This is a genomic window from Paraburkholderia sp. RL17-383-BIF-A (assembly GCF_046028015.1).
GTDB lineage: Bacteria > Pseudomonadota > Gammaproteobacteria > Burkholderiales > Burkholderiaceae > Paraburkholderia.
Genome location: NZ_JARESR010000038.1, coordinates 47,144 through 66,252 on the forward strand (window position 1 = coordinate 47,144; position 19,109 = coordinate 66,252).

The following is a 19,109-nucleotide window of genomic DNA, read 5'->3' on the forward strand; positions in this document are numbered from 1 at the left end:
CGCCGCCGTGCCACCATGCGTAGACTGACGCTCGTCCAACGATGAAAACCATTGAGCATGAACCGCCCCGATCCCGATGAGCTGCTCGACAAGCTGCAACGCGACGAAGAAAAACGTCAGCGAGGCAGGCTGAAGATTTTTTTCGGCGCGTCGGCCGGCGTCGGCAAAACCTATGCGATGTTGCAGGCCGCGCGCCGCCGTTACGATGAAGGCGCGGACGTGGTGGTCGGCATCGCCGAAACCCATGGCCGCAGCGAAACCGCGGCGCTGCTCGAAGGCCTCGACGTGCTGCCGCTCGCGCAGATCGAGTATCGCGGCCGCAAGCTCGGCGAGTTCGATCTGGACGCCGCGCTCGCCCGCAAGCCGCAACTGATTCTCGTCGACGAGCTCGCGCATTCGAACGTGCAGGGCGCGCGCCACCTGAAGCGCTGGCAGGACGTCTACGAACTGCTCGACGCGGGCATCGACGTCTATACGACGGTCAACGTCCAGCACCTCGAAAGTCTGAACGACGTGGTCGGGCAGATCACCGGCATTCGCGTCTGGGAGACCGTGCCGGATCGCGTGTTCGATCGCGCCGACGAAGTCACGCTGGTCGACTTGCCGGCCGAGGAACTGCTCGACCGCATGCGCGACGGCAAAGTGTATTTGCCGCAGCAGGCCGAACGCGCGGTGCGCAACTTCTTTCGCAAAGGCAACCTGATCGCGTTGCGCGAGTTGGCGCTGCGCCGCACCGCGGATCGCGTCGATGCGCAGATGCGGGAGTATCGCGCCGACCGTTCGATCCAGCGCATCTGGCAGGCTCGCGAGCGCTTGCTGGTGTGCGTCGGCCCCGGCCCGGAAGCGCCGATGCTGGTGCGCGCGGCGGCGCGCCTTGCCGCCAGCCTGAAGGCCGACTGGATCGCGGTCTATGTCGAGACGCCCGCGCTGCAGCGTTTGCCGGATGCGCGCCGCGAACGCACGCTGAACGCGCTGAAGCTCGCCGCTGAACTCGGCGCCGAAACCGCGACGCTGGCGGGCGCCGACGCGGCCGCCGCATTGATCGGCTACGCGCAGGCTCGCAATGTGTCGAAGCTCGTGGCCGGCGCGTCGGCGCGCACGGGCCTGCAGCGCTGGTTGCGCAAGCCCCTCGGCGAGCGTATCGCCGAAACGGCAGCGGGCGATCTCGATCTCACGCTGATTCGCGCTTCTTCTGAGCGCGACGGCGGCGAGCATCGGCATCTGTTGAACACCACCGCGAACGCCTGGCGCGATGCGTTGAGCGCCGCGCGCGAACGCCGCTCGCCGCCGCGCGCCTACGCATTCGCGCTGGCGATCTGCGCGGCCATCACCCTGCTGTCGAGCCAGTTGATCGACCATATCGATCTGACCAACCTCGTCATGCTGTATCTGCTCGGCGTGATCTTCGCCGCGGTGAAGCTCGGGCGCGGGCCGGGTGTGGTGCTGTCGTTCATGAGCGTGGCCGCGTTCGATTTCTTCTTCGTGCCGCCGCGCATGTCGCTGTCGGTCTCGGACACGCAGTATCTGCTGACCTTCTTCGGCATGCTGCTGACCTCGCTGGTGATCAGCCATCTCACCTCGAGTCTGCGCCGCGAGGCGAGCGTGGCGCGGCGGCGCGAGCAACGCACCGGCGCGATGTACGCGATGGCCCGCGAGCTGGCCGCGGCGCTGACCACGGAGCAGATCGTCGGCATAGGCAGCCGTCATGTGAGCGAGGTGTTCGGCGCGCGCGTCGCGATTCTGTTGCCGGATAGCGCCGATCAGGTCAAACAGAAGATCGAGGACCCCGATGCGGCGGTCACGCTCGAAGGCGAGATGCTCGATAGCGACGTCGGCCAATGGGTCTACGATCAGCAGAAGCCGGCCGGTCACGGCACCGACACGCTGCCGGCCGCCGCCGCGCTCTATTTGCCGCTGAAGGCGCCCATGCGTACGCGCGGCGTGCTGGCGGTCGTGATGCGCAACGAGGGTGAACTCGACGTGCCCGAACAGCAGCGCATGCTCGACGCGTTCGCCGCGCAGATCGCGCTCGCGCTGGAACGGGTGCACTACGTGGACATCGCGCGCGACGCGCTTGTCAACATGGAGTCGGAGCGCCTGCGCAACTCGTTGTTGTCGGCGATCTCGCACGATCTGCGCACGCCGTTGACGACCATCGTCGGCTTCTCGTCGATGCTCGCGCAATCGCCTGATACGCAGCCCAGCGGCGAACTGGTCGAAGCGATTCACGAGGAGGCGCTGCGCATGACCGGCATCGTCACGAATCTGCTCGACATGGCTCGCCTGCAGGCGGGCAGTCTGCAACTGAACCAGCAATGGACGCTGCTCGAAGAAACCGTGGGCGCCGCGCTGCGCGCGTGCAAACGCGTGCTGGCGAATCATCCGGTGCAGGTGAAGTTGCCCGCCGACTTGCCGCTCTTGCACCTCGACGCCGTGCTGATGGAGCGCCTCTTTTCCAACCTGTTCGAGAACGCGGCCAAATACACGGCGCCGACCACGCCGTTGACGATCGGCGCGCAGCGTCTCGACGCGGACGGCAAGTCGTTCGTGCGCGTCACTGTCGACGATGACGGCCCGGGCCTGCCCGCCGGCATGGAAGCACGCGTGTTCGAGAAGTTCACGCGTGGCGAAAAAGAGTCGGCCAAGCCGGGCATCGGTCTCGGGCTTGCGATCTGCCGCGCGATCGTGGAAGCGCACGGCGGTACAATCGGCGCGCTCAATCGCGTGTCGGCGGACGGCCATGTGGAAGGCGCGCGCTTCTGGTTCACGCTGCCCGTGGAAACGCCGCCCGACGCACCGGACGCACTCGAAGACGAAGGCGCCGATGCTTTGACGCACGCCGACACCGACAGCGAACCAACTCCTAACACGCTTGCCAAGCCTACCCATGAGTGACCCGAGCATCACCGTCGTCCTGATCGAAGACGAAAAGCAGATTCGCCGTTTTGTGCGAACGGCGCTGGAAGGCGAGGGCATCGTCGTGCACGACGCCGAAACCGGCAAGCAGGGTCTCGTCGAAGCCGCCACGCGCAAGCCCGATCTGGTGATCGTCGATCTCGGCCTGCCCGACACCGACGGCCTCGACGTGATCCGCGAACTGCGCGGCTGGAGCGAATTGCCGGTGATCGTGCTGTCGGCGCGCACGCAGGAAAGCGAGAAAGTCGCCGCGCTCGATGCCGGCGCGGACGACTACCTCACCAAGCCGTTCGGCGTGTCCGAGTTGCTCGCGCGAATCCGCGCGCATATGCGGCGGCGCAATCAGGGTGGTGCGAACGAGTCGCCGCAAGTGCGCTTCGGCGCCGTGACCGTCGACCTGGCCTTGCGGCAGGTGAGCCGCGACGGAGCGGCCGTCCATCTGACGCCGATCGAATACCGGCTGCTCGCCACGCTGGTGCGCCACGCCGGCCGCGTGCTCACGCACCGCCAGTTGCTGCGCGACGTGTGGGGGCCGTCGCATGTCGAAAGTCATCACTATCTGCGCATCTATATGGCGCATCTGCGCGGCAAGCTCGAGCGCGATCCGGCGCAGCCGGAACATATCATCACGGAAACCGGGGTGGGATACCGGCTGGTGGGGGCGGCTTGAGGCGGTGATGTGACGCGGCGCTGTGATGCGGTGCGTTGACGCAGCCTGGCGGCGCACTGTGGTGAATCCGCCACGGCCAGCGCGATCTCTTGTCGCGAGTCGCTCCCGGCGGCTTACCGGCGATCCCGGTATAATTACATTTCGTAAGGACGACCTTGCGGTTTCACGAACGGGGACGGCCCCATTTCACCATGGAGCTGTTTCATGTCCTGGATTCTTCTGTTGATCGCCGGTTTGCTCGAAGTCGCCTGGGCGGCCGGTCTTAAAACCTCCGACGGTTTCACTCGTCTCTGGCCCTCCGTGTTCACGGTCGTGACGGCGCTCGGCAGCTTCATACTGCTCGCCATGGCCATGCGCCAGTTGCCGCTCGGCACGGCCTACGCGGTGTGGACCGGCATCGGCGCAGTCGGCGCGTTCATCTTCGGGATCGTGATGATGGGCGAGGCGTTGACCGTCGCCCGGGTTGCCAGCGCTTCGCTCATCGTGATCGGACTGATCGGGTTGAAGCTCTCTTCCGGGCATTGAGCCCCGTATTCGATCCCGTCGCCGGACGTATCCGTCGAGTCCGGCGGCGCCCGGCTCGCGCCCGCATCGAACTCCCCATTTATTCGCCGCTCTGCGTTCTGCGAATTAACGTGGCTATAATGAGATCGAATCCAACCTGACATTGTCCGCGGCCCATTTGGCGCGGCCGGCTTGGCGCGGGTCTGACGACTTCGGTGCGGCTCCCCCATGATTGGCCCGTCGAAGCCGCCCGGCACGCACAGCGCGCCCGGAGGCGGCCATGCTTGAATCACTTTCGCTCGCTGCGGGCCTCTCGTGGGGCAGCGGTCTGCGCCTCTATCTGACGGTCCTGCTGGCCGGCGTGTTCGCCCGTCTGGGCCTCGTTCATCTTCCCGATACGCTGTCCGCATTGTCCTCGCCTTGGGTGATCGGCGTGGCGGGCGTGCTGACCGTCACCGAATTTCTCGCCGACAAGATTCCCGCGTTCGATTCGCTGTGGGACGCGGTTCATACCTTTATCCGCATTCCGGCGGGCGCCGTGCTGGCCGCCGGTGCGCTCGGCCATGCCGATCCGGCGCTGTTGACCGTGGCCGCGCTCGCGGGCGGGACGCTGGCGGGCACGGCGCACCTCGCCAAAGCGGGGACGCGCGCGCTGATCAACCTGTCGCCGGAACCGGTGTCGAATGTCGTGACCTCGACGGCTGAAGACGGGCTCGTGTTCGGCGGCATGTTGCTCGCGCTGTTCGTGCCGCTCCTCTTTCTGGTGTTGATGGTGGGCTTCCTGATGCTGGCCGGCTGGGCGTTGCCGCGGCTCTGGCGTGGGGTCCAGGGCGGTTTTCGCGGCATGGCGACGCACATGGTGTCGCGCTTTGCCAGGAGCAGGCACGATTGAGCGATACGGTACGGGGTTCCGCGGCGCGCATGGCGACACCGCCGACGCGCCGGTTCGGCGGTAGGGATCTGTTGCGCCAGTCCGTTCGTATGACGTCGCGCGACTGGCGCGCGGGCGAATTGACGATGCTGCTGCTGGCGCTGGTGCTGGCCGTGGCGGCTTTGTCGAGTGTCGGCTTTCTGGCTGACCGTTTGCACCAGGGGCTCGAGCGCGACGCGCGGCGCATGATCGCCGCCGACTTCATCGTGCGGGCCGATCATCCGGTCGATCCGCAATTCGCCGGGCAAGCCAAAGCGCTCGGTTTGAACACCGCCAGCACGGCGATCTTTCCCAGCATGATCAACTCGACCGGCGCGCAGCCGGTCTCGCGGCTCGCCGCCATCAAGGCGGTGTCGCCCGGTTATCCGCTGCGCGGCGCGCTGCGCATTGCCTCGGCGTCGGGCGCGGCGGACTATCCGGCGCGCTCGATTCCGCCGCCGGGCGTTGTGTGGGTCGATCAGGCGTTGCTCGACGCGCTGAAGGTGCATGTCGGCGATACGGTGAAAGTCGGCAATCGCAATTTCACGATCGGCGCGGTCATCACGCGCGAACTCGACCGCGGTTTCTCGTTCGTCAATTTCTCGCCGCGCCTGATGCTGCGCGCCGACGACGTGCCGTCGACCGGCCTTATCGCTTACGGCAGCCGCGTGACGTACCGCTTGCTGGTCGCGGGGCCCGACGAAGCGGTGGCGCGTTTCGCGCAATTCGCGCACGACCGCGTGGACGGCGGCAAGATGCGCGGCGTCGCGCTCGAATCGTTGCAGGACGGGCAACCGCAAGTGCGCCAGACGCTCGACCGCGCGAGTCACTTCCTCACGCTCGTCTCGCTGCTCACCGCGTTGCTGGCGGCCGTGGCGATTGCGATGGCCGCGCATCGATACATGCGCCGGCATCTGGACGGCTGCGCGGTGCTGCGCTGCCTCGGCGTCAGTCAGGCGACACTGCGCGCGCTCTTCACGCTCGAATTCGTGGGGCTCGGGTTGATCGGCGGCGCGCTGGGTGTGGCGCTCGGTTATCTGGGGCACCTCGCGTTGCTCACGTGGCTCGGCAGTCTGATCGATGTCGCGCTGCCGTATCCGACCGCATGGCCGGCGCTCGAAGGCATCGCGGCCGGTCTCGTGCTGTTGCTGGGCTTCGCGTTACCGCCGCTGTTGCCGCTCACAAGAGTGCCGCCGGTGCGCGTGCTGCGCCGTGAATGGGGCGAGGCGGGCCGCACCGCATGGGCGGCGTACGCGCTCGGCATTGTGCTGTTCGCGGCGCTGCTGATCGTCGCGGCCGGCGAGTTAAAGCTCGGCGGGATCGTGGCGGGCGGCTTTGCGGGCGGGCTGCTGGTGTTCGCGTGCATCGCGCGGCTCGCGTTGTGGGGCGCGGCGCGCGTGGTGCGCAGCGAGCGGGTGAATGCGGGAATCGGCTGGCGTTATGCACTGGCATCGCTCGAACGGCGCAGCAGCGCGAGCGCATTGCAGATCACCGCGCTCGGCATCGGGCTGATGTGTCTGTTGCTGATTGCGATGACGCGTAACGACCTCGTGGCCGGCTGGCGCAAATCGACGCCGCCCGATGCGCCGAACGAGTTCATCATCGATATCCAGCCTGATCAGCGCGACGCCGTCACACACTATCTGAGTACGCACGGCGTGCCGGGCACGGTGCTTTCGCCGATGGTGCGCGGCCGGCTGACGGCGATCAACGGCAAGCCGGTCAATCCGGATGCGTTCAAGGGTGACGACGCCAAACGTCTCGTGGATCGCGAGTTCAATCTGTCGTACACCACCGAGTTGCCCGACGACAATCGACTCTCCGCCGGCACGTGGTATGGCGACACAACCACGCCGCAGATTTCGATCGAGCAAGGCCTCGCCAAGCTGATCAACGTGAAGCCCGGCGACATGCTGCGTTTCGACGTGACCGGCTTGCAGATCGACGCGCCCGTCACGAGTGTGCGCAAGCTCGACTGGGGTTCGTTCAAGGTCAACTTCTTCGTGCTGATGCCGCCCGCCGCATTGCAGGATTTTCCGGCGACATTCATCACGAGCTTCCATCTGCCGCAGGAGAAGCAGTCGACCATCGACGGCCTGATCTCCACTTATCCGAATCTCACGGCGATCGATACCGGTCCGATTCTCGCGCAGGTGCAGCGCGTGTTGCAGCAGGTGATCGGCGCGGTGCAGTTCCTGTTCGCGTTCACGCTTGCCGCGGGTGTACTCGTGCTGTACGCGGCGCTCGCCGGCACGCGTGATGAGCGCATGCGAGAATCCGCGCTGCTGCGCGCATTAGGTGCGTCGCATCGTCAGGTGCGCTCGGTACAGGTTGCCGAGTTTGTCGCGGTGGGCGCGCTGGCGGGTCTGATGGCGGCGGTGGGCGCGCAGGCTATCGGCTACGTGCTGGCAACGCGCGTGTTCGAGTTTTATCTGAGCTTCGATCCCTGGCTCTTGCCGGCGGGCATTGCTGCCGGCATCGCGTGCGCCGGCGTGGGCGGCTGGCTGAGCTTGCGGCATGTGCTGGCGCGGCCCGCGTTGCAATCGCTGCGGGATGCGTGAATTCCTTTTTTCTGGTTGGTGAGTGGGTATGAGTGATTTGAACGACGAAGTGTCCGCGGCGCAGCCCACGGCCTTCGAACTGGTGGGCGGCGAGGCGCGCGTGCGCGAACTGGTGGACCGCTTTTACGATCTGATGGATCTTGAAGCAGACTTCGCCGGAATCCGGGCGTTGCATCCGCAATCGCTCGACGGTTCGCGCGACAAGTTCTTCTGGTTTTTATGCGGATGGTTGGGCGGTCCGGATCATTACATCAGCCGCTTCGGCCATCCGCGTCTGCGTGCTCGGCATCTGCCGTTCGCGATCGCATCCGGCGAGCGCGATCAGTGGCTCAGATGCATGGCGTGGGCGATGGAAGATATCGGGCTCGCGGAACCGCTGAGAGAGCGCTTGCTCGGCTCGTTCTTCGAAACGGCCGACTGGATGCGCAATCGCAATGGCTGAGGAGGTTGGGCAGACTTCGCGCACGATTTCGGCGGACTATGCCGTTCTGCCTCAGCAGGCACGCGAAGTTCTCGACTGCTGGTTCGGTGCGCCGGGCACGCCCGAGTTCGGTAAGCAGCACAAACGCTGGTTTTCACGCGACGCGGCGTTCGACACGATGCTGCGCGAACGCTTCGGAACCCTGATCGATGCGGCACGCGAATCCACGCTCGACCACTGGGCCGACACACCGCTCGGCGCGTTGGCGCTCGTCATCGTGCTCGACCAGTTTTCCCGCAATTGTCATCGTGGCACATCGCGCGCGTTCGCGGCCGACCACAAGGCATTGCAAACCGCGCAGCAGATGATCGCAAGCGGCGCCGATCGCTTGTTGCCGAGCGCGCATCATCGCGCGTTCGCCTATTTGCCTTTCGAACACGACGAGACGCTCGCCGGTCAGCGCGAATCTTTGCGACTGTTCAAACTGCTGAAAGCTGAACCGGGCGGCGCGTCGTATTATCGGTCCGCGGTGCGGCACGCGGAAATCATCGAGCGGTTCGGGCGCTTTCCGCATCGCAATGCGCTGCTGGGGCGTCCTTCGACGGCTGAAGAAAGCGCGTTCCTGCGCGAACCGGGTTCATCGTTCTAGATTTGCGATCAGCGCGCTCGAAACGCCTAGCGGCCGCCGGCCACGTCGAGCAGTGCGCCCGTCACATACGAGGCGGCGTCGCTCAGCAACCAGACGATGGTCTCGGCCACTTCGTCGGCCGTGCCGGGGCGGCCCAACGGCGTGGTCGCGCCGAGTTGCGCGGCGCGCTCGGGCTTGCCGCCGCTCGCGTGGATCTCGGTGTCGATCAGGCCGGGACGCACCGCGTTCACACGCACGCCTTGCGGGCCGAGTTCCTTGGCGAGGCCGAGCGTCATGGTGTCGACGGCGCCTTTCGAGCCGGCATAGTCGACATATTCGTTCGGTGAGCCGAGCCGCGACGCCGCCGACGAAACGTTTACGATCACGCCGCCCGCGCCGCCACGCGTGGTGGACATGCGCCGCGCGGCTTCGCGTGCGCAGAGATACGCGCCGAGCACGTTGACGTCGAACATGCGCTTCAGGCGCGCGAGGTCCATGTCGGCGAGTTGGCTGGACGGCGCGACGATGCCCGCGTTGTTGATGAGCGCATCGAGCCGCCCGAACTTCTGTTCAAGCGTGTCGAACATGGCCAGCACGTCGGCCTCGTTCGCGACGTCGCCGGCGATCGTCAACGCGCGGCCGCCGGCGCGTTCCACTTCGGCGGCCGTCTCTTGCGCTGCCGCGAGATTCTGCGCGTAATTCACGCCGACGGACCAGCCGCGCGCACCCAGCAAACGCGCGGTTGCGCGGCCAATGCCGCGGCTGCCACCGGTGATCAGAACGGCTTTCGTCATCGCAACCTCATCGTTCGGGAAAAGTCAGACCGCGTCGCGCTTGATCGCCCATTTGTCGCTGGCGGGCGGCTGATAGCGTTGCAGCTTGCCGATCAACGCGGCGGGATCGGCGTCGATCTGCAGGATGTCGAAATAGGTCTGGCGCATGAAGCCTTCTTCGACGGTATGCTGCAGCAGATTGATCAACGGGTCATAGAAGCCGTCGATATTCAGCACGGCCACCGGTTTCTGGTGGTAGCCGAGTTGCGCCCACGTGTAGACCTCGAACAGTTCTTCGAGCGTACCCGCGCCGCCCGGCATCGCGACGAACGCGTCGGACAGGTCGGCCATCATCTTCTTGCGATGATGCATGTCGGGCACGACATGCAGTTCGGTCAGGCCGTTGTGACCGACTTCCTTGCTGACCAGCAGTTCGGGAATCACGCCGATCGCGCGGCCGCCTTCGGCCATCACGGTGTCGGCGATCACGCCCATCAGACCGACCTTGCCGCCGCCGTAGACGAGCGCCAGATCGGCTTGCACCAGCGCGCGGCCAAAGGCGCGCGCCGCTTCGGCATACAACGGTTTAGCCCCGTTGGAGGAGCCGCAATACACACACACCGACTTCATGCTCAAGCGTCCTTCGGTTCGTTGCGGGGCGCGGCGCCTTCCTTGGGCGGCAGGTAGTCGTAAAACTCGCGCTTGGGCAGTTTGCCCGACACGAGGTCGTCGAAAATCTGCCGCGAGCGGCCGCGCAGATAAGGCGCCATCAACGAGACGATCTGCACGCTCACCTGATGCAGCTCCGCGCGAATCGCCTCCTGCTCGTTGTATTTGCGCGGGTTCATCACGAACTGATACGAGAGCCAATACGTGCCGATCACGCCGACGTTGGTGGCGATCACGTGCAGTTCTTCAGGCGTGGCGACCATTTCGCCGTCGGCAACGAGCTGCTCGCAGAACTGGCTCGCAAAACGCACCTTGTGGCTGATGATCTGCTTGAAGTGCGTTTCGAGCGTGCGATTGCGCGCCAGCAGATCGTTCAGATCACGATACAGGAAGCGATAGCGCCAGGTGAAATCGACCATGTACTGCAGATACGACCACATTTCGTCGATGGTCGCGCGATGGTCGTCGGGAAAACGCAGACGCTTTTCGATCTCCTGCTCGAACTGGCTGAAGATGCTGTTGATGATGTCGTCTTTGTTGCGGAAGTGGTAGTACAGGTTGCCTGGACTGATTTCCATTTCCTCGGCGATCGTCGTCGTCGTGACGTTCGGCTCGCCGATTTCGTTGAACAGCTTCAACGAGAGTTCGAGAATCCGTTCGCGCGTGCGGCGGGGAGGTTTGGCTTCCATGTCGTCCGGCCCTGGTTACGCCGGGCTGGGGCACACGGCGGCGTGCCGCTCTTTGCGTGATCCGCCCGGACGCGGTTGGTGTATCGAACGATTATAAACCGAGCGTTCTTATACCAAGCGAATACTCAGGGTTTTCATTATTCGCGGCGATTTCGCGCACAGTTCGCTTACGGTTCGGCTGCACTGAAGCGGCCGCGGCGTGGCTTCACAGCCATGCCTTGACCCAGTGCGCGACGAGCGGCCCGACGATCAGCAGCCACGTCATCAGGCACATGCCGAGCGCGACCATCACGGCCGCGCTGCCGAGATCCTTCGCGCGTCGCGAGAGTTCGTGGCGTTCGAGCGAAATGCGGTCGATAGCCGCTTCGACGCTCGAATTCAGCAACTCGACGATCAGCACCAGCAGCACGGAGCCGAGCAGCAGCACGCGCGATACCGGATCGACCGGCACCAGCATGCCGCACGGAATCAGGATCGCGGCGAGCGTGAGTTCCTGGCGAAACGCGCTTTCCTCGCGGATCGCGACGCGAAATCCGGCGAGCGAATTTTTCATCGCGTGCCAGGCGCGCGTGACGCCGCGATTGCCCTTGTACGGATTGAAGGGCAGCGGCGCGAGCGGATCGTCGGGGCTGAGCGGTTCGTGCTGCGCGTCGTGCTGCGTTTCGTCTTGTGCGTCGCGTGGCGGGGCGTGTCGCATGTTGTTCGTCACGCGCGTGCCGTTCATGCCGTCCAAACCATGCGCGTGATCTGCATGATTCGGCGTGCCTGGTTCGCTCACGTCGTCGAACGGTTCGATGCTGGCGGTGCTGTCGGTATCGACGGCGCGCAGCGCGCCGTTCGACGCGCGGGCCACAGTAGTGGTTCTGGTTCGCATGGACAGCTCGGCGCGCCGCGTCATGCGGCGGCGCTTTCCTCGCGGTACGTTGCGCGCGGCAGTGGCTTCAGATGCGCGGCGAACTGCTCGGAGGCCGCCGCCCACGAGAAGCGTTCGGCCCACTCGCGCGCATGGTTGCGATCGATCTTCAGGGCTTCCAGGCAAGCTTCGCGCAGGTCCTCGTGCATCGCGCCGGCGCCGCCGTCGCCGAGCACGTCGATCGGACCGGTGACCGGATATGCCGCGACGGGCGTGCCGCAGGCGAGCGCTTCGAGCAGCACGAGCCCGAACGTGTCGGTACGGCTCGGGAACACGAACACGTCAGCGGCCGCATAGACCTTCGCCAGTTCGGCCTGCGTGAGCACGCCCAGATAATTCGCTTGCGGATAGCGCGACTTCAGTTCGGCGAGCGCTGGGCCTTCACCGGCCACCCACTTCGAGCCGGGCAGATCGAGCTTCAGAAACGCCTCGACGTTTTTCTCGACCGCCACGCGTCCCACGTACAGAAAGATCGGCCGGGCGGTATTGAGCACCTTCGAGTCCATCTGGTGAAAGATGTCCAGGTCGACGCCCCGCGTCCACAGCACGACGTTGGTGAAGCCGAATTTCTCCAGGTCGCTCTTGACGACCGGCGTGGGCGCCATCACGGACAGCGACGGCTTGTGAAACCAGTGCAGGAACTTGTAGGTCGCGGCGAGCGGAATGCCGAAGCGCGCCTGCACATACTCCGGAAAACGGGTGTGATAAGCGGTCGTGAACGGCAGCTTGTGCTGAATCGCATAGGCGCGCGCGGCCATGCCGAGCGGACCTTCCGTGGCGATATGCAAGGCGTCGGGCGCGAATGCGTCGATACGCTGGCGCAGCTTGCGGCGCGGCAGCAGCGACAGACGGATCTCCGGATAGGTCGGGCAAGGGATCGTCTTGAACTCGAGCGGCGTCAGCAGATCGACGCGGTGGCCGAGTGCGCTGAGTTCGCGCGTGGTGTTTTTCAGCGTGCGCACGACGCCATTGACCTGCGGTTCCCATGCGTCGGTGACGATCATGATCTTCATCGGTTTCGGCCCAATAGAGAAGTTAACAAGCAGGGACTACGCGGTCGCCCGGGCCTTTTGCACGCCCACTTCAGGGGAGCGCACCACGGTCCAGTAGATCACCTTGAGTTCGCCTTCATACGTCTCGACGAGTGCGGACAAACTTTCGACCCAGTCGCCGTCGTTGCAATACAGGACGCCGTCGATATCGCGTATCTCGGCTTTGTGGATGTGCCCGCAGACCACGCCGTCGCAGCCGCGGCGCCGCGCTTCGTCGGTCATCACGCGTTCGAACGACGAGATGAAATTCACCGCGTTCTTCACCTGATGCTTCAGGTACTGCGATAGCGACCAGTACGGAAAACCGAGCCGGCTGCGGATCCGGTTGAACCAGCGGTTCAGGATCAGGATCATGGTGTAGAGCGTGTCGCCGAGATAGGCGAGCCACTTGGCGTGCTGGATCACGCCGTCGAACAGATCGCCGTGCACGATCCACAGACGCTTGCCGGCTAGCGTGGTGTGAAACGCCTCGCCGCGCACGTGGATGTCGCCGAACGCGAGGTCGCAGAACTGGCGCGCGGCTTCGTCGTGATTGCCGGGCACGTAGATCACCTGGGTGCCTTTGCGCGCCTTGCGCAGCACCTTCTGCACGACGTCGTTGTGCGCCTGCGGCCAGTACCAGCCTTTCTTCAACTGCCAGCCGTCGATGATGTCGCCCACGAGGTACAGATACTCCGATTCGTTATGGCGCAGGAAATCGAGCAGATAGGGCGCCTGGCAGCCGCTCGAACCGAGATGGATGTCGGAGAGCCAGATGGTGCGGTAGCGGTGCGGCGCGGCGTGGTCGTCGTCGTGCTGGCCGGCGTTGGCATCGAGTGGCAATGGCGCCACGGGCAACGGCCGTCCGTGGCTATGGTTGGGTTCCGGGAGGAACGCGACGGGGTCGACGCTCGGGCCGGTCTGGCGGAACAGGGAAGTCGCGGACGTTTTGGGGTCCATGGCTCACGCGTCGAGTTGCGGTGCCCGTATTGGGCCGGGCGCGCGTGACTGTGCCGTGACAGTCATGAGAAGTTCTTATTACTGCGGGCGTGGGGAGAGGGGGCAGTGGGGTGTGAGATGCGAGGCGGAGGATGCAGTGAAATCGAATTGGTGTGAGGTGCGATGGTCTGTGAAGCGGGAGGTGCGGCGGATGGGGAGAGGCGGTGAAGCCGGAGAAGCCGCAAAGCGCGAGAGGCGGTGCAGCGGGAGACTCGGCAAAGGGCGAGAGGCGGTGCAGCGGGAGAAGCGGCAAAGCGCGAGCGGTGGAAATCAACGCATCAAAAGAACCGCCGGTGCAGATCTCACGATGTGGCGCCGGTCCAACAGGAGAGCGAAAGAATTGCCCGGCGAATTCTACCGCTCAACCGGAGACGCTAACGACCCGAGTGCCGGCGAGGCGATCGTGCAGAAACTGGCGTTGCGAATCGACGCGCCCGGTGGCGGCCCACAACACGAACCAGATTCCGGCGATCGCGAGCGTCTGCGGCAGCTTGAGTCCGAGCAGCGGATGCAGAGCGAGCGGCGGCAAAAACCACAGCCACGCAAGCACGTAGCGGGTTACGGCACGACCGGTGGAGAGCGGCGCACCGTCGGCGGCGACGACGCGCAGACGCCAGGTTTTCATCGGCAGGGTCTGGCCGCTGTGGGTCCAGAACCAGACAAAGTACGCGCCGACCACGAGCCCGATCCATGCGGCCAGCAGGTTGTGATGGGTCAGCCCGTTGCGTTGCTGGGTCAGGGTGCTGAACAGATATCCGGCGATGAACACCACGCCGAACAGAATCAGCGCTTCGTACAGCAGCGCTGCGAGACGCCGCCTTACGGTGGGCGCATTGCCGGTTGTATCAACGGGCAATGCGGCGGGAGAAAGCGGCTGGGACACTGCGGGGTCCGATCAGGAGCCGTTGAAGATCGACGGCGCTTCAGCCGGCGAAACCGGCAGCGGCGTAGCGGGCACGAAGCTGCCCGCGGCGGGAATCGGCGGCGTGGCGGCCGGGCTCGGCAACGACGCGGCCGCCGCGGCGCTCACGGCTGCGGCGCCGCTTGCGCCGTGCTCACGAGCATTCACGAGCCGATCGAGTCCCTTGATCTCGCTGCGGCCTGACGGCGGCGCACTGACGACGCTCGGCCGCCGTTTGCGCTCGCTGGCGGCGAGCCGTTCCTTCTGCTCTTCGGGCAGTTGCTGATAGGCCTTCCACGCGTTCTGCCGGGCTTCGCGCGGCAATTCCTTCGACACCTGATAGTTTTCTCGCGCGACACGCCGCTGATCGGGCGTCATGCGGGTCCATTCAGTCATGCGCTCGTGTAGGCGTTTTTGCGCATCGGGCGACATCTTCGGGTAACGCGACGCGATCTTGATCCATTTGCGCTTGCGTTCGTCGCTAAACGAATCCCATTGGGCTTCGAACGGCGCGAGCGCGATATGCTCGGCGGAAGTCAGGCGCGTCCACGCCATTGGGCTGTTGCTGCCGGGCAGGCTCGGCAATTCGACGGCGAGCGTGGGCGTGGGCGCGGGCGCCTTGGCGGTGGCGTTGCCGCCCGCGACGGGCGCGCTGGCGGTCGACGGACCCGGGTAAAAGCGCGGATATGTCGCGGCGAACGACACCAGGGCCGCGATCGTGCATCCGAAAACAACGGCCAGGCCGCGCTTGTAACTCACCCGAGAAATCTCCCGCTCAGTGGGCGCGTGAAAGGTACGCGTTGAAACCGTGGTCGAGATAGGCATTGAGCGGCAGGTCGTCGCTTAACATGGCGGCATCGATATCGGCGAGTTCGGCGGTGCGCTGCTGGTCTTCCCAGTAGGCGATCCCCACGAGGCTGACCACCAGCGCGACGAGCGGCCACGCAAGCGCGAAGCGGCGCAGCGGCGAACGGCGGCGCTGCGGCAGTTCGGCTGGCGGCATGCCGGCAGGCATACCCGCGCCGGCAAGGGCCGGCACGAACACGGGCGCGCTCACGGGTTCGGGCTTCTTGCGGGCGAGCGCGGCGTGGCGCGCCGCGGCGAGTCGATCGACAGTGGCGGACGGAATGCTGGCGGCGTTTTCGTCGAGCGCGCGGCGCACCTGGCGGGCGAACTCGAGTTCTTTGGTTTCTAGGGAGCTCATAGCGTGATTCCTTTGGCCTTGAGCGCTTGCGCCAGCGTGTGGGTGGCCCGCGAGCAGTGCGTTTTCACACTGCCTTCGGAGCAGCCCATTGCGGCGGCAGTCTCGGCGACATCCATATCCTCCCAATAACGCATGAGAAACGCCTCCCGTTGACGTGCCGGTAACTTTTGGATCTCGTCGTCGATTAACTGCAGAACCTGTTCGCGTTCGAGTTTCTGTTCGTTGCTCTCGGAGCCCGCCGAGCCTTGCTGCGCCTCGAAGGTTTCGAGGGGGTCGAATTCGTCGTCGTCGGCGTTGCCGAGCGACGAAAAAAGACTAACCCAAGTATTGCGCACTTTGGCACGACGGAAATAGTCGTGCATCGCATTCTGGAGAATACGCTGAAACAGGAGCGGAAGTTCGGCCGCCGGACGGTCGCCGTATTTTTCGGCGAGCTTGATCATCGCGTCCTGCACGATGTCGAGCGAGGCGTCGTCGTCCCGCACGGCGTAGACCGTCTGCTTGAATGCGCGCCTTTCGACGCCCGCCAGAAAATCGGCGAGTTCCTTGTCTGATGCCATCCGTTGGGGGTCGGCGCAGCGAGCGTGCGCGTAATCGGTCGAAAAATGTCGTAAAACTCGCGGATGCTAACAAACTTTTGCGTCGCTGGGGCGAAACGTGATTCAGCTTGCATCTCCATAACAGCCTTTCGGTCAATATCGAGAGTTCGGTGCGGCGTGCTCAGGCAATATTTGCTTGACCGCGCGGGCGTCTACAGATATCGTCGCTGGTTCGCAACATAAGTGACTTGTCTCATTGAGGTGTGGCCCAAGAAGCTCACCTGTCAACTGGACGCGCCGCTTGAACCCGAGCCACAAGCCCGGCAGAGAGCACCCGATCAATTTTTTGCCGAAAATTCGAAAGGTGAATAAATGAATATGCCCAGCGCGGAATTCTCCACGTCGGATACGACCCCCCATCCCGAAGCTGACTCTATCGGCGCCACCGTGCTCATGAAGGCACTGGCCGACGAAGACGTCGAGTTTGTCTGGGGCTATCCCGGCGGCTCGGTACTCTACATTTACGACGAGCTTTACAAGCAGGACAAATTCCAGCACGTCCTCGTGCGCCACGAGCAGGCCGCGGTCCACGCCGCCGACGCCTACGCGCGTTCCACCGGCAAGGTCGGTGTGTGCCTCGTGACCTCCGGCCCCGGCGTCACCAATGCGGTGACCGGCATCGCCACCGCGTACATGGATTCGATCCCGATGGTGGTGATCAGCGGCCAGGTGCCGACTGCCGCGATCGGCCAGGATGCGTTCCAGGAGTGCGACACGGTCGGTATCACGCGTCCCTGCGTGAAGCACAACTTCCTCGTGAAGGACGTGCGCGACCTCGCCGCCACCGTCAAGAAGGCCTTCTACATTGCTCGTACCGGCCGTCCCGGCCCGGTGCTGATCGACATTCCGAAAGACGTGTCGAAGGCGCCGTGCCAGTACGAACCGCTCAAAACGGTTTCGCTGCGCTCGTATAACCCGGTCACGAAGGGCCACTCCGGCCAGATCCGCAAAGCGGTCTCGCTGTTGTTGTCGGCCAAGCGTCCGTACATCTATACCGGCGGTGGCATCATTCTCGCGGACGCATCGCGTGAGCTGAACCAGTTCGCCGACCTGCTCGGCTACCCCGTTACCAACACGTTGATGGGTTTGGGCGGCTACCGCGCGAGCGACAAGAAATTCCTCGGCATGCTCGGCATGCACGGCACGTACGAAGCCAACATGGCGATGCAGCACTGCGACGTGCTGATCGCGATCGGCGCGCGTTTCGACGACCGTGTGATCGGCGACCCGGCGCACTTCGCATCGCGTCCGCGCAAGATCATCCATATCGACATCGATCCTTCTTCCATCTCCAAGCGCGTCAAGGTCGACATTCCGATCGTCGGCGACGTGAAGGAAGTGCTGAAGGAGCTGATCGAGCAGCTGCAAACGGCCGAGCATGGCCCGGACACCGCGGCGCTCGCCGACTGGTGGAAGGACATCGAAGCCTGGCGCGCGAAAGACTGCCTCAAGTTCGACCGCAAGAGCGACATCATCAAGCCGCAGTACGTGGTGGAAAAGGCGTGGGAACTGACCGACGGCAATGCCTTCGTGTGTTCCGACGTCGGCCAGCACCAGATGTGGGCGGCGCAGTTCTATCGCTTCAACAAGCCGCGCCGCTGGATCAACTCCGGTGGCCTCGGCACGATGGGCTTCGGCCTGCCGGCGGCGATGGGCGTGAAGATGGCGCACCCGGACGACGACGTGCTCTGTATCACGGGCGAAGGCTCGATCCAGATGTGCATTCAGGAGCTCTCCACCTGCAAGCAGTATGAGACTCCGGTGAAGATCATTTCGCTGAACAACCGCTATCTGGGCATGGTGCGCCAGTGGCAGCAGATCGAATACAGCAAGCGCTATTCGCATTCGTACATGGATGCGCTGCCGGATTTCGTGAAGCTCGCCGAAGCGTACGGCCACGTCGGCATGCGTATCGAACGCACGGCAGATGTGGAACCGGCGCTCAAGGAAGCGCTGCGCCTGAAAGATCGCACGGTGTTTCTCGATTTCCAGACCGATCCGACCGAAAACGTCTGGCCGATGGTTCAGGCCGGCAAGGGCATCACCGAGATGCTCATGGGTTCGGAAGATCTATAACGATGGCGCGTTGAGTTAAACGCCGCGTTGGCTTCGTCCTGCGCGCCTTCATGAAAGGCGAGCTGCGGACGAAGCGGCGCGAACCGTTCGCAGACATCGACAAAACATCTGGAAGAAGCGAAACATGAGACACATCATTTCCGTCCTGCTGGAAAACGAACCGGGCGCGTTATCACGCGTGGTTGGTCTCTTCTCGGCACGCGGCTACAACATTGAAACCTTGACGGTGGCTCCGACCGAAGACCGTTCGCTGTCGCGCATGACCATCGTCTCCATTGGCTCGGACGACGTGATCGAACAGATCACGAAGCATCTGAACCGCCTGATCGAGGTGGTGAAAGTGGTCGACCTTACCGAGGGCGCCCACATCGAGCGCGAGCTGATGTTGATCAAGGTGAGGGCGGTCGGCAAGGAACGTGAGGAGATGAAGCGGATGTCGGATATTTTCCGCGGCCGCATCATCGACGTCACTGAAAAGACCTACACGATCGAACTGACGGGCGCGAGCGAGAAGCTCGATGCCTTCATCGAAGGGCTCGACGCTACGGCGATTCTCGAGACGGTCCGTACGGGCAGCTCGGGTATCGGTCGCGGCGAGCGCATTCTGAAGGTGTGACGCGCGAGCGTTCAACCGTCTCGATCCAG

General features: G+C 64.4%; 19 protein-coding genes. 9 read left to right on the forward strand and 10 right to left on the reverse strand.

Annotated elements, in window-relative coordinates:
• The first annotated feature begins 57 nt into the window (after positions 1-57).
• The 7 genes from P0D71_RS30885 to P0D71_RS30915 all read left to right on the forward strand — a co-directional run bounded on the left by P0D71_RS30885 (position 58) and on the right by P0D71_RS30915 (position 8,631).
• On the forward strand, positions 58-2,895 hold the full coding sequence (locus tag P0D71_RS30885; protein WP_091795935.1) for a DUF4118 domain-containing protein: 2,838 nt from the start codon (positions 58-60) through the stop codon (positions 2,893-2,895).
• Positions 2,888-3,586, forward strand: coding sequence for a two-component system response regulator KdpE (gene kdpE / locus P0D71_RS30890; protein ID WP_091795932.1), 699 nt, complete (start codon positions 2,888-2,890; stop codon positions 3,584-3,586). The genes P0D71_RS30885 and kdpE overlap by 8 nt, the downstream gene beginning before the upstream one ends.
• Before the next feature lie 204 nt (positions 3,587-3,790).
• On the forward strand, positions 3,791-4,111 hold the full coding sequence (gene sugE / locus P0D71_RS30895) for a quaternary ammonium compound efflux SMR transporter SugE (RefSeq protein ID WP_091795928.1): 321 nt from the start codon (positions 3,791-3,793) through the stop codon (positions 4,109-4,111).
• A 259-nt stretch (positions 4,112-4,370) separates the two neighbouring features.
• Positions 4,371-4,982, forward strand: a complete 612-nt coding sequence (locus tag P0D71_RS30900) for a DUF4126 domain-containing protein (RefSeq protein ID WP_091795925.1) — start codon at positions 4,371-4,373, stop codon at positions 4,980-4,982.
• Positions 4,979-7,561: an ABC transporter permease gene (locus P0D71_RS30905; protein WP_408483400.1), complete on the forward strand. Its 2,583-nt coding sequence runs from the start codon at positions 4,979-4,981 to the stop codon at positions 7,559-7,561. Before P0D71_RS30900 ends, P0D71_RS30905 begins: the two co-directional genes overlap by 4 nt.
• A gap of 28 nt (positions 7,562-7,589) precedes the next feature.
• Complete coding sequence (locus tag P0D71_RS30910; RefSeq protein WP_408183439.1) at positions 7,590-8,003, forward strand: group II truncated hemoglobin; 414 nt, start codon at positions 7,590-7,592, stop codon at positions 8,001-8,003.
• Positions 7,996-8,631: a DUF924 family protein gene (locus tag P0D71_RS30915; protein ID WP_408483401.1), complete on the forward strand. Its 636-nt coding sequence runs from the start codon at positions 7,996-7,998 to the stop codon at positions 8,629-8,631. Before P0D71_RS30910 ends, P0D71_RS30915 begins: the two co-directional genes overlap by 8 nt.
• Before the next feature lie 26 nt (positions 8,632-8,657).
• Here P0D71_RS30915 and P0D71_RS30920 read toward each other — a convergent pair whose 3' ends face one another.
• The 10 genes from P0D71_RS30920 to P0D71_RS30965 form a co-directional block, all read right to left on the reverse strand.
• Positions 8,658-9,404 (reverse strand): SDR family oxidoreductase, encoded by a 747-nt coding sequence (locus P0D71_RS30920; RefSeq protein ID WP_408483402.1) that lies wholly within the window; start codon positions 9,402-9,404, stop codon positions 8,658-8,660.
• 24 nt (positions 9,405-9,428) lie between these two features.
• Entirely contained in the window at positions 9,429-10,013 is a 585-nt protein-coding gene (locus P0D71_RS30925; RefSeq protein ID WP_408345258.1) for an LOG family protein, read from the reverse strand.
• A 2-nt stretch (positions 10,014-10,015) separates the two neighbouring features.
• Positions 10,016-10,741 (reverse strand): TetR/AcrR family transcriptional regulator, encoded by a 726-nt coding sequence (locus P0D71_RS30930; protein ID WP_091795911.1) that lies wholly within the window; start codon positions 10,739-10,741, stop codon positions 10,016-10,018.
• A 205-nt stretch (positions 10,742-10,946) separates the two neighbouring features.
• A complete protein-coding gene (locus P0D71_RS30935; RefSeq protein WP_408483403.1) occupies positions 10,947-11,615 on the reverse strand; it encodes a diacylglycerol kinase in 669 nt (222 codons plus the stop codon).
• A 20-nt stretch (positions 11,616-11,635) separates the two neighbouring features.
• A complete protein-coding gene (locus P0D71_RS30940; protein WP_408483404.1) occupies positions 11,636-12,667 on the reverse strand; it encodes a glycosyltransferase family 4 protein in 1,032 nt (343 codons plus the stop codon).
• 36 nt (positions 12,668-12,703) lie between these two features.
• On the reverse strand, positions 12,704-13,645 hold the full coding sequence (locus P0D71_RS30945) for a UDP-2,3-diacylglucosamine diphosphatase (protein ID WP_408183452.1): 942 nt from the start codon (positions 13,643-13,645) through the stop codon (positions 12,704-12,706).
• 400 nt (positions 13,646-14,045) lie between these two features.
• Positions 14,046-14,567 carry an RDD family protein gene (locus P0D71_RS30950; RefSeq protein WP_408483405.1) on the reverse strand — a complete coding sequence of 174 codons (522 nt, stop codon included), beginning with the start codon at positions 14,565-14,567 and terminating at the stop codon, positions 14,046-14,048.
• 12 nt (positions 14,568-14,579) lie between these two features.
• Positions 14,580-15,344, reverse strand: a complete 765-nt coding sequence (locus P0D71_RS30955; protein ID WP_408483406.1) for a DUF3106 domain-containing protein — start codon at positions 15,342-15,344, stop codon at positions 14,580-14,582.
• A gap of 16 nt (positions 15,345-15,360) precedes the next feature.
• On the reverse strand, positions 15,361-15,789 hold the full coding sequence (locus P0D71_RS30960) for a DUF3619 family protein (RefSeq protein ID WP_408483407.1): 429 nt from the start codon (positions 15,787-15,789) through the stop codon (positions 15,361-15,363).
• Positions 15,786-16,349, reverse strand: coding sequence for an RNA polymerase sigma factor (locus tag P0D71_RS30965; protein WP_054034971.1), 564 nt, complete (start codon positions 16,347-16,349; stop codon positions 15,786-15,788). Before P0D71_RS30965 ends, P0D71_RS30960 begins: the two co-directional genes overlap by 4 nt.
• Positions 16,350-16,700: 351 nt before the next feature.
• Here P0D71_RS30965 and P0D71_RS30970 point away from each other — a divergent pair, with 351 nt between their 5' ends.
• Together P0D71_RS30970 and ilvN are read left to right on the forward strand one after the other, a co-directional pair.
• Positions 16,701-18,464 (forward strand): acetolactate synthase 3 catalytic subunit, encoded by a 1,764-nt coding sequence (locus P0D71_RS30970; RefSeq protein WP_095419949.1) that lies wholly within the window; start codon positions 16,701-16,703, stop codon positions 18,462-18,464.
• A gap of 124 nt (positions 18,465-18,588) precedes the next feature.
• The gene (gene ilvN, locus P0D71_RS30975) at positions 18,589-19,080 is read left to right on the forward strand and encodes an acetolactate synthase small subunit (RefSeq protein ID WP_091795896.1); all 492 of its coding nucleotides are present in this window, start codon (positions 18,589-18,591) and stop codon (positions 19,078-19,080) included.
• Positions 19,081-19,109 lie beyond the last annotated feature (29 nt).

Coding starts and splice junctions, on each gene's coding strand:
- P0D71_RS30885 (WP_091795935.1), top strand. CDS start 58: ATGAACCGCCCCGATCCCGATGAGCTGCTCGACAAGCTGCAACGCGAC.
- kdpE (WP_091795932.1), top strand. CDS start 2,888: ATGAGTGACCCGAGCATCACCGTCGTCCTGATCGAAGACGAAAAGCAG.
- sugE (WP_091795928.1), top strand. CDS start 3,791: ATGTCCTGGATTCTTCTGTTGATCGCCGGTTTGCTCGAAGTCGCCTGG.
- P0D71_RS30900 (WP_091795925.1), top strand. CDS start 4,371: ATGCTTGAATCACTTTCGCTCGCTGCGGGCCTCTCGTGGGGCAGCGGT.
- P0D71_RS30910 (WP_408183439.1), top strand. CDS start 7,590: ATGAGTGATTTGAACGACGAAGTGTCCGCGGCGCAGCCCACGGCCTTC.
- P0D71_RS30915 (WP_408483401.1), top strand. CDS start 7,996: ATGGCTGAGGAGGTTGGGCAGACTTCGCGCACGATTTCGGCGGACTAT.
- P0D71_RS30920 (WP_408483402.1), bottom strand. CDS start 9,404: ATGACGAAAGCCGTTCTGATCACCGGTGGCAGCCGCGGCATTGGCCGC.
- P0D71_RS30925 (WP_408345258.1), bottom strand. CDS start 10,013: ATGAAGTCGGTGTGTGTGTATTGCGGCTCCTCCAACGGGGCTAAACCG.
- P0D71_RS30930 (WP_091795911.1), bottom strand. CDS start 10,741: ATGGAAGCCAAACCTCCCCGCCGCACGCGCGAACGGATTCTCGAACTC.
- P0D71_RS30935 (WP_408483403.1), bottom strand. CDS start 11,615: ATGCGAACCAGAACCACTACTGTGGCCCGCGCGTCGAACGGCGCGCTG.
- P0D71_RS30940 (WP_408483404.1), bottom strand. CDS start 12,667: ATGAAGATCATGATCGTCACCGACGCATGGGAACCGCAGGTCAATGGC.
- P0D71_RS30945 (WP_408183452.1), bottom strand. CDS start 13,645: ATGGACCCCAAAACGTCCGCGACTTCCCTGTTCCGCCAGACCGGCCCG.
- P0D71_RS30960 (WP_408483407.1), bottom strand. CDS start 15,789: ATGAGCTCCCTAGAAACCAAAGAACTCGAGTTCGCCCGCCAGGTGCGC.
- P0D71_RS30965 (WP_054034971.1), bottom strand. CDS start 16,349: ATGGCATCAGACAAGGAACTCGCCGATTTTCTGGCGGGCGTCGAAAGG.
- P0D71_RS30970 (WP_095419949.1), top strand. CDS start 16,701: ATGAATATGCCCAGCGCGGAATTCTCCACGTCGGATACGACCCCCCAT.
- ilvN (WP_091795896.1), top strand. CDS start 18,589: ATGAGACACATCATTTCCGTCCTGCTGGAAAACGAACCGGGCGCGTTA.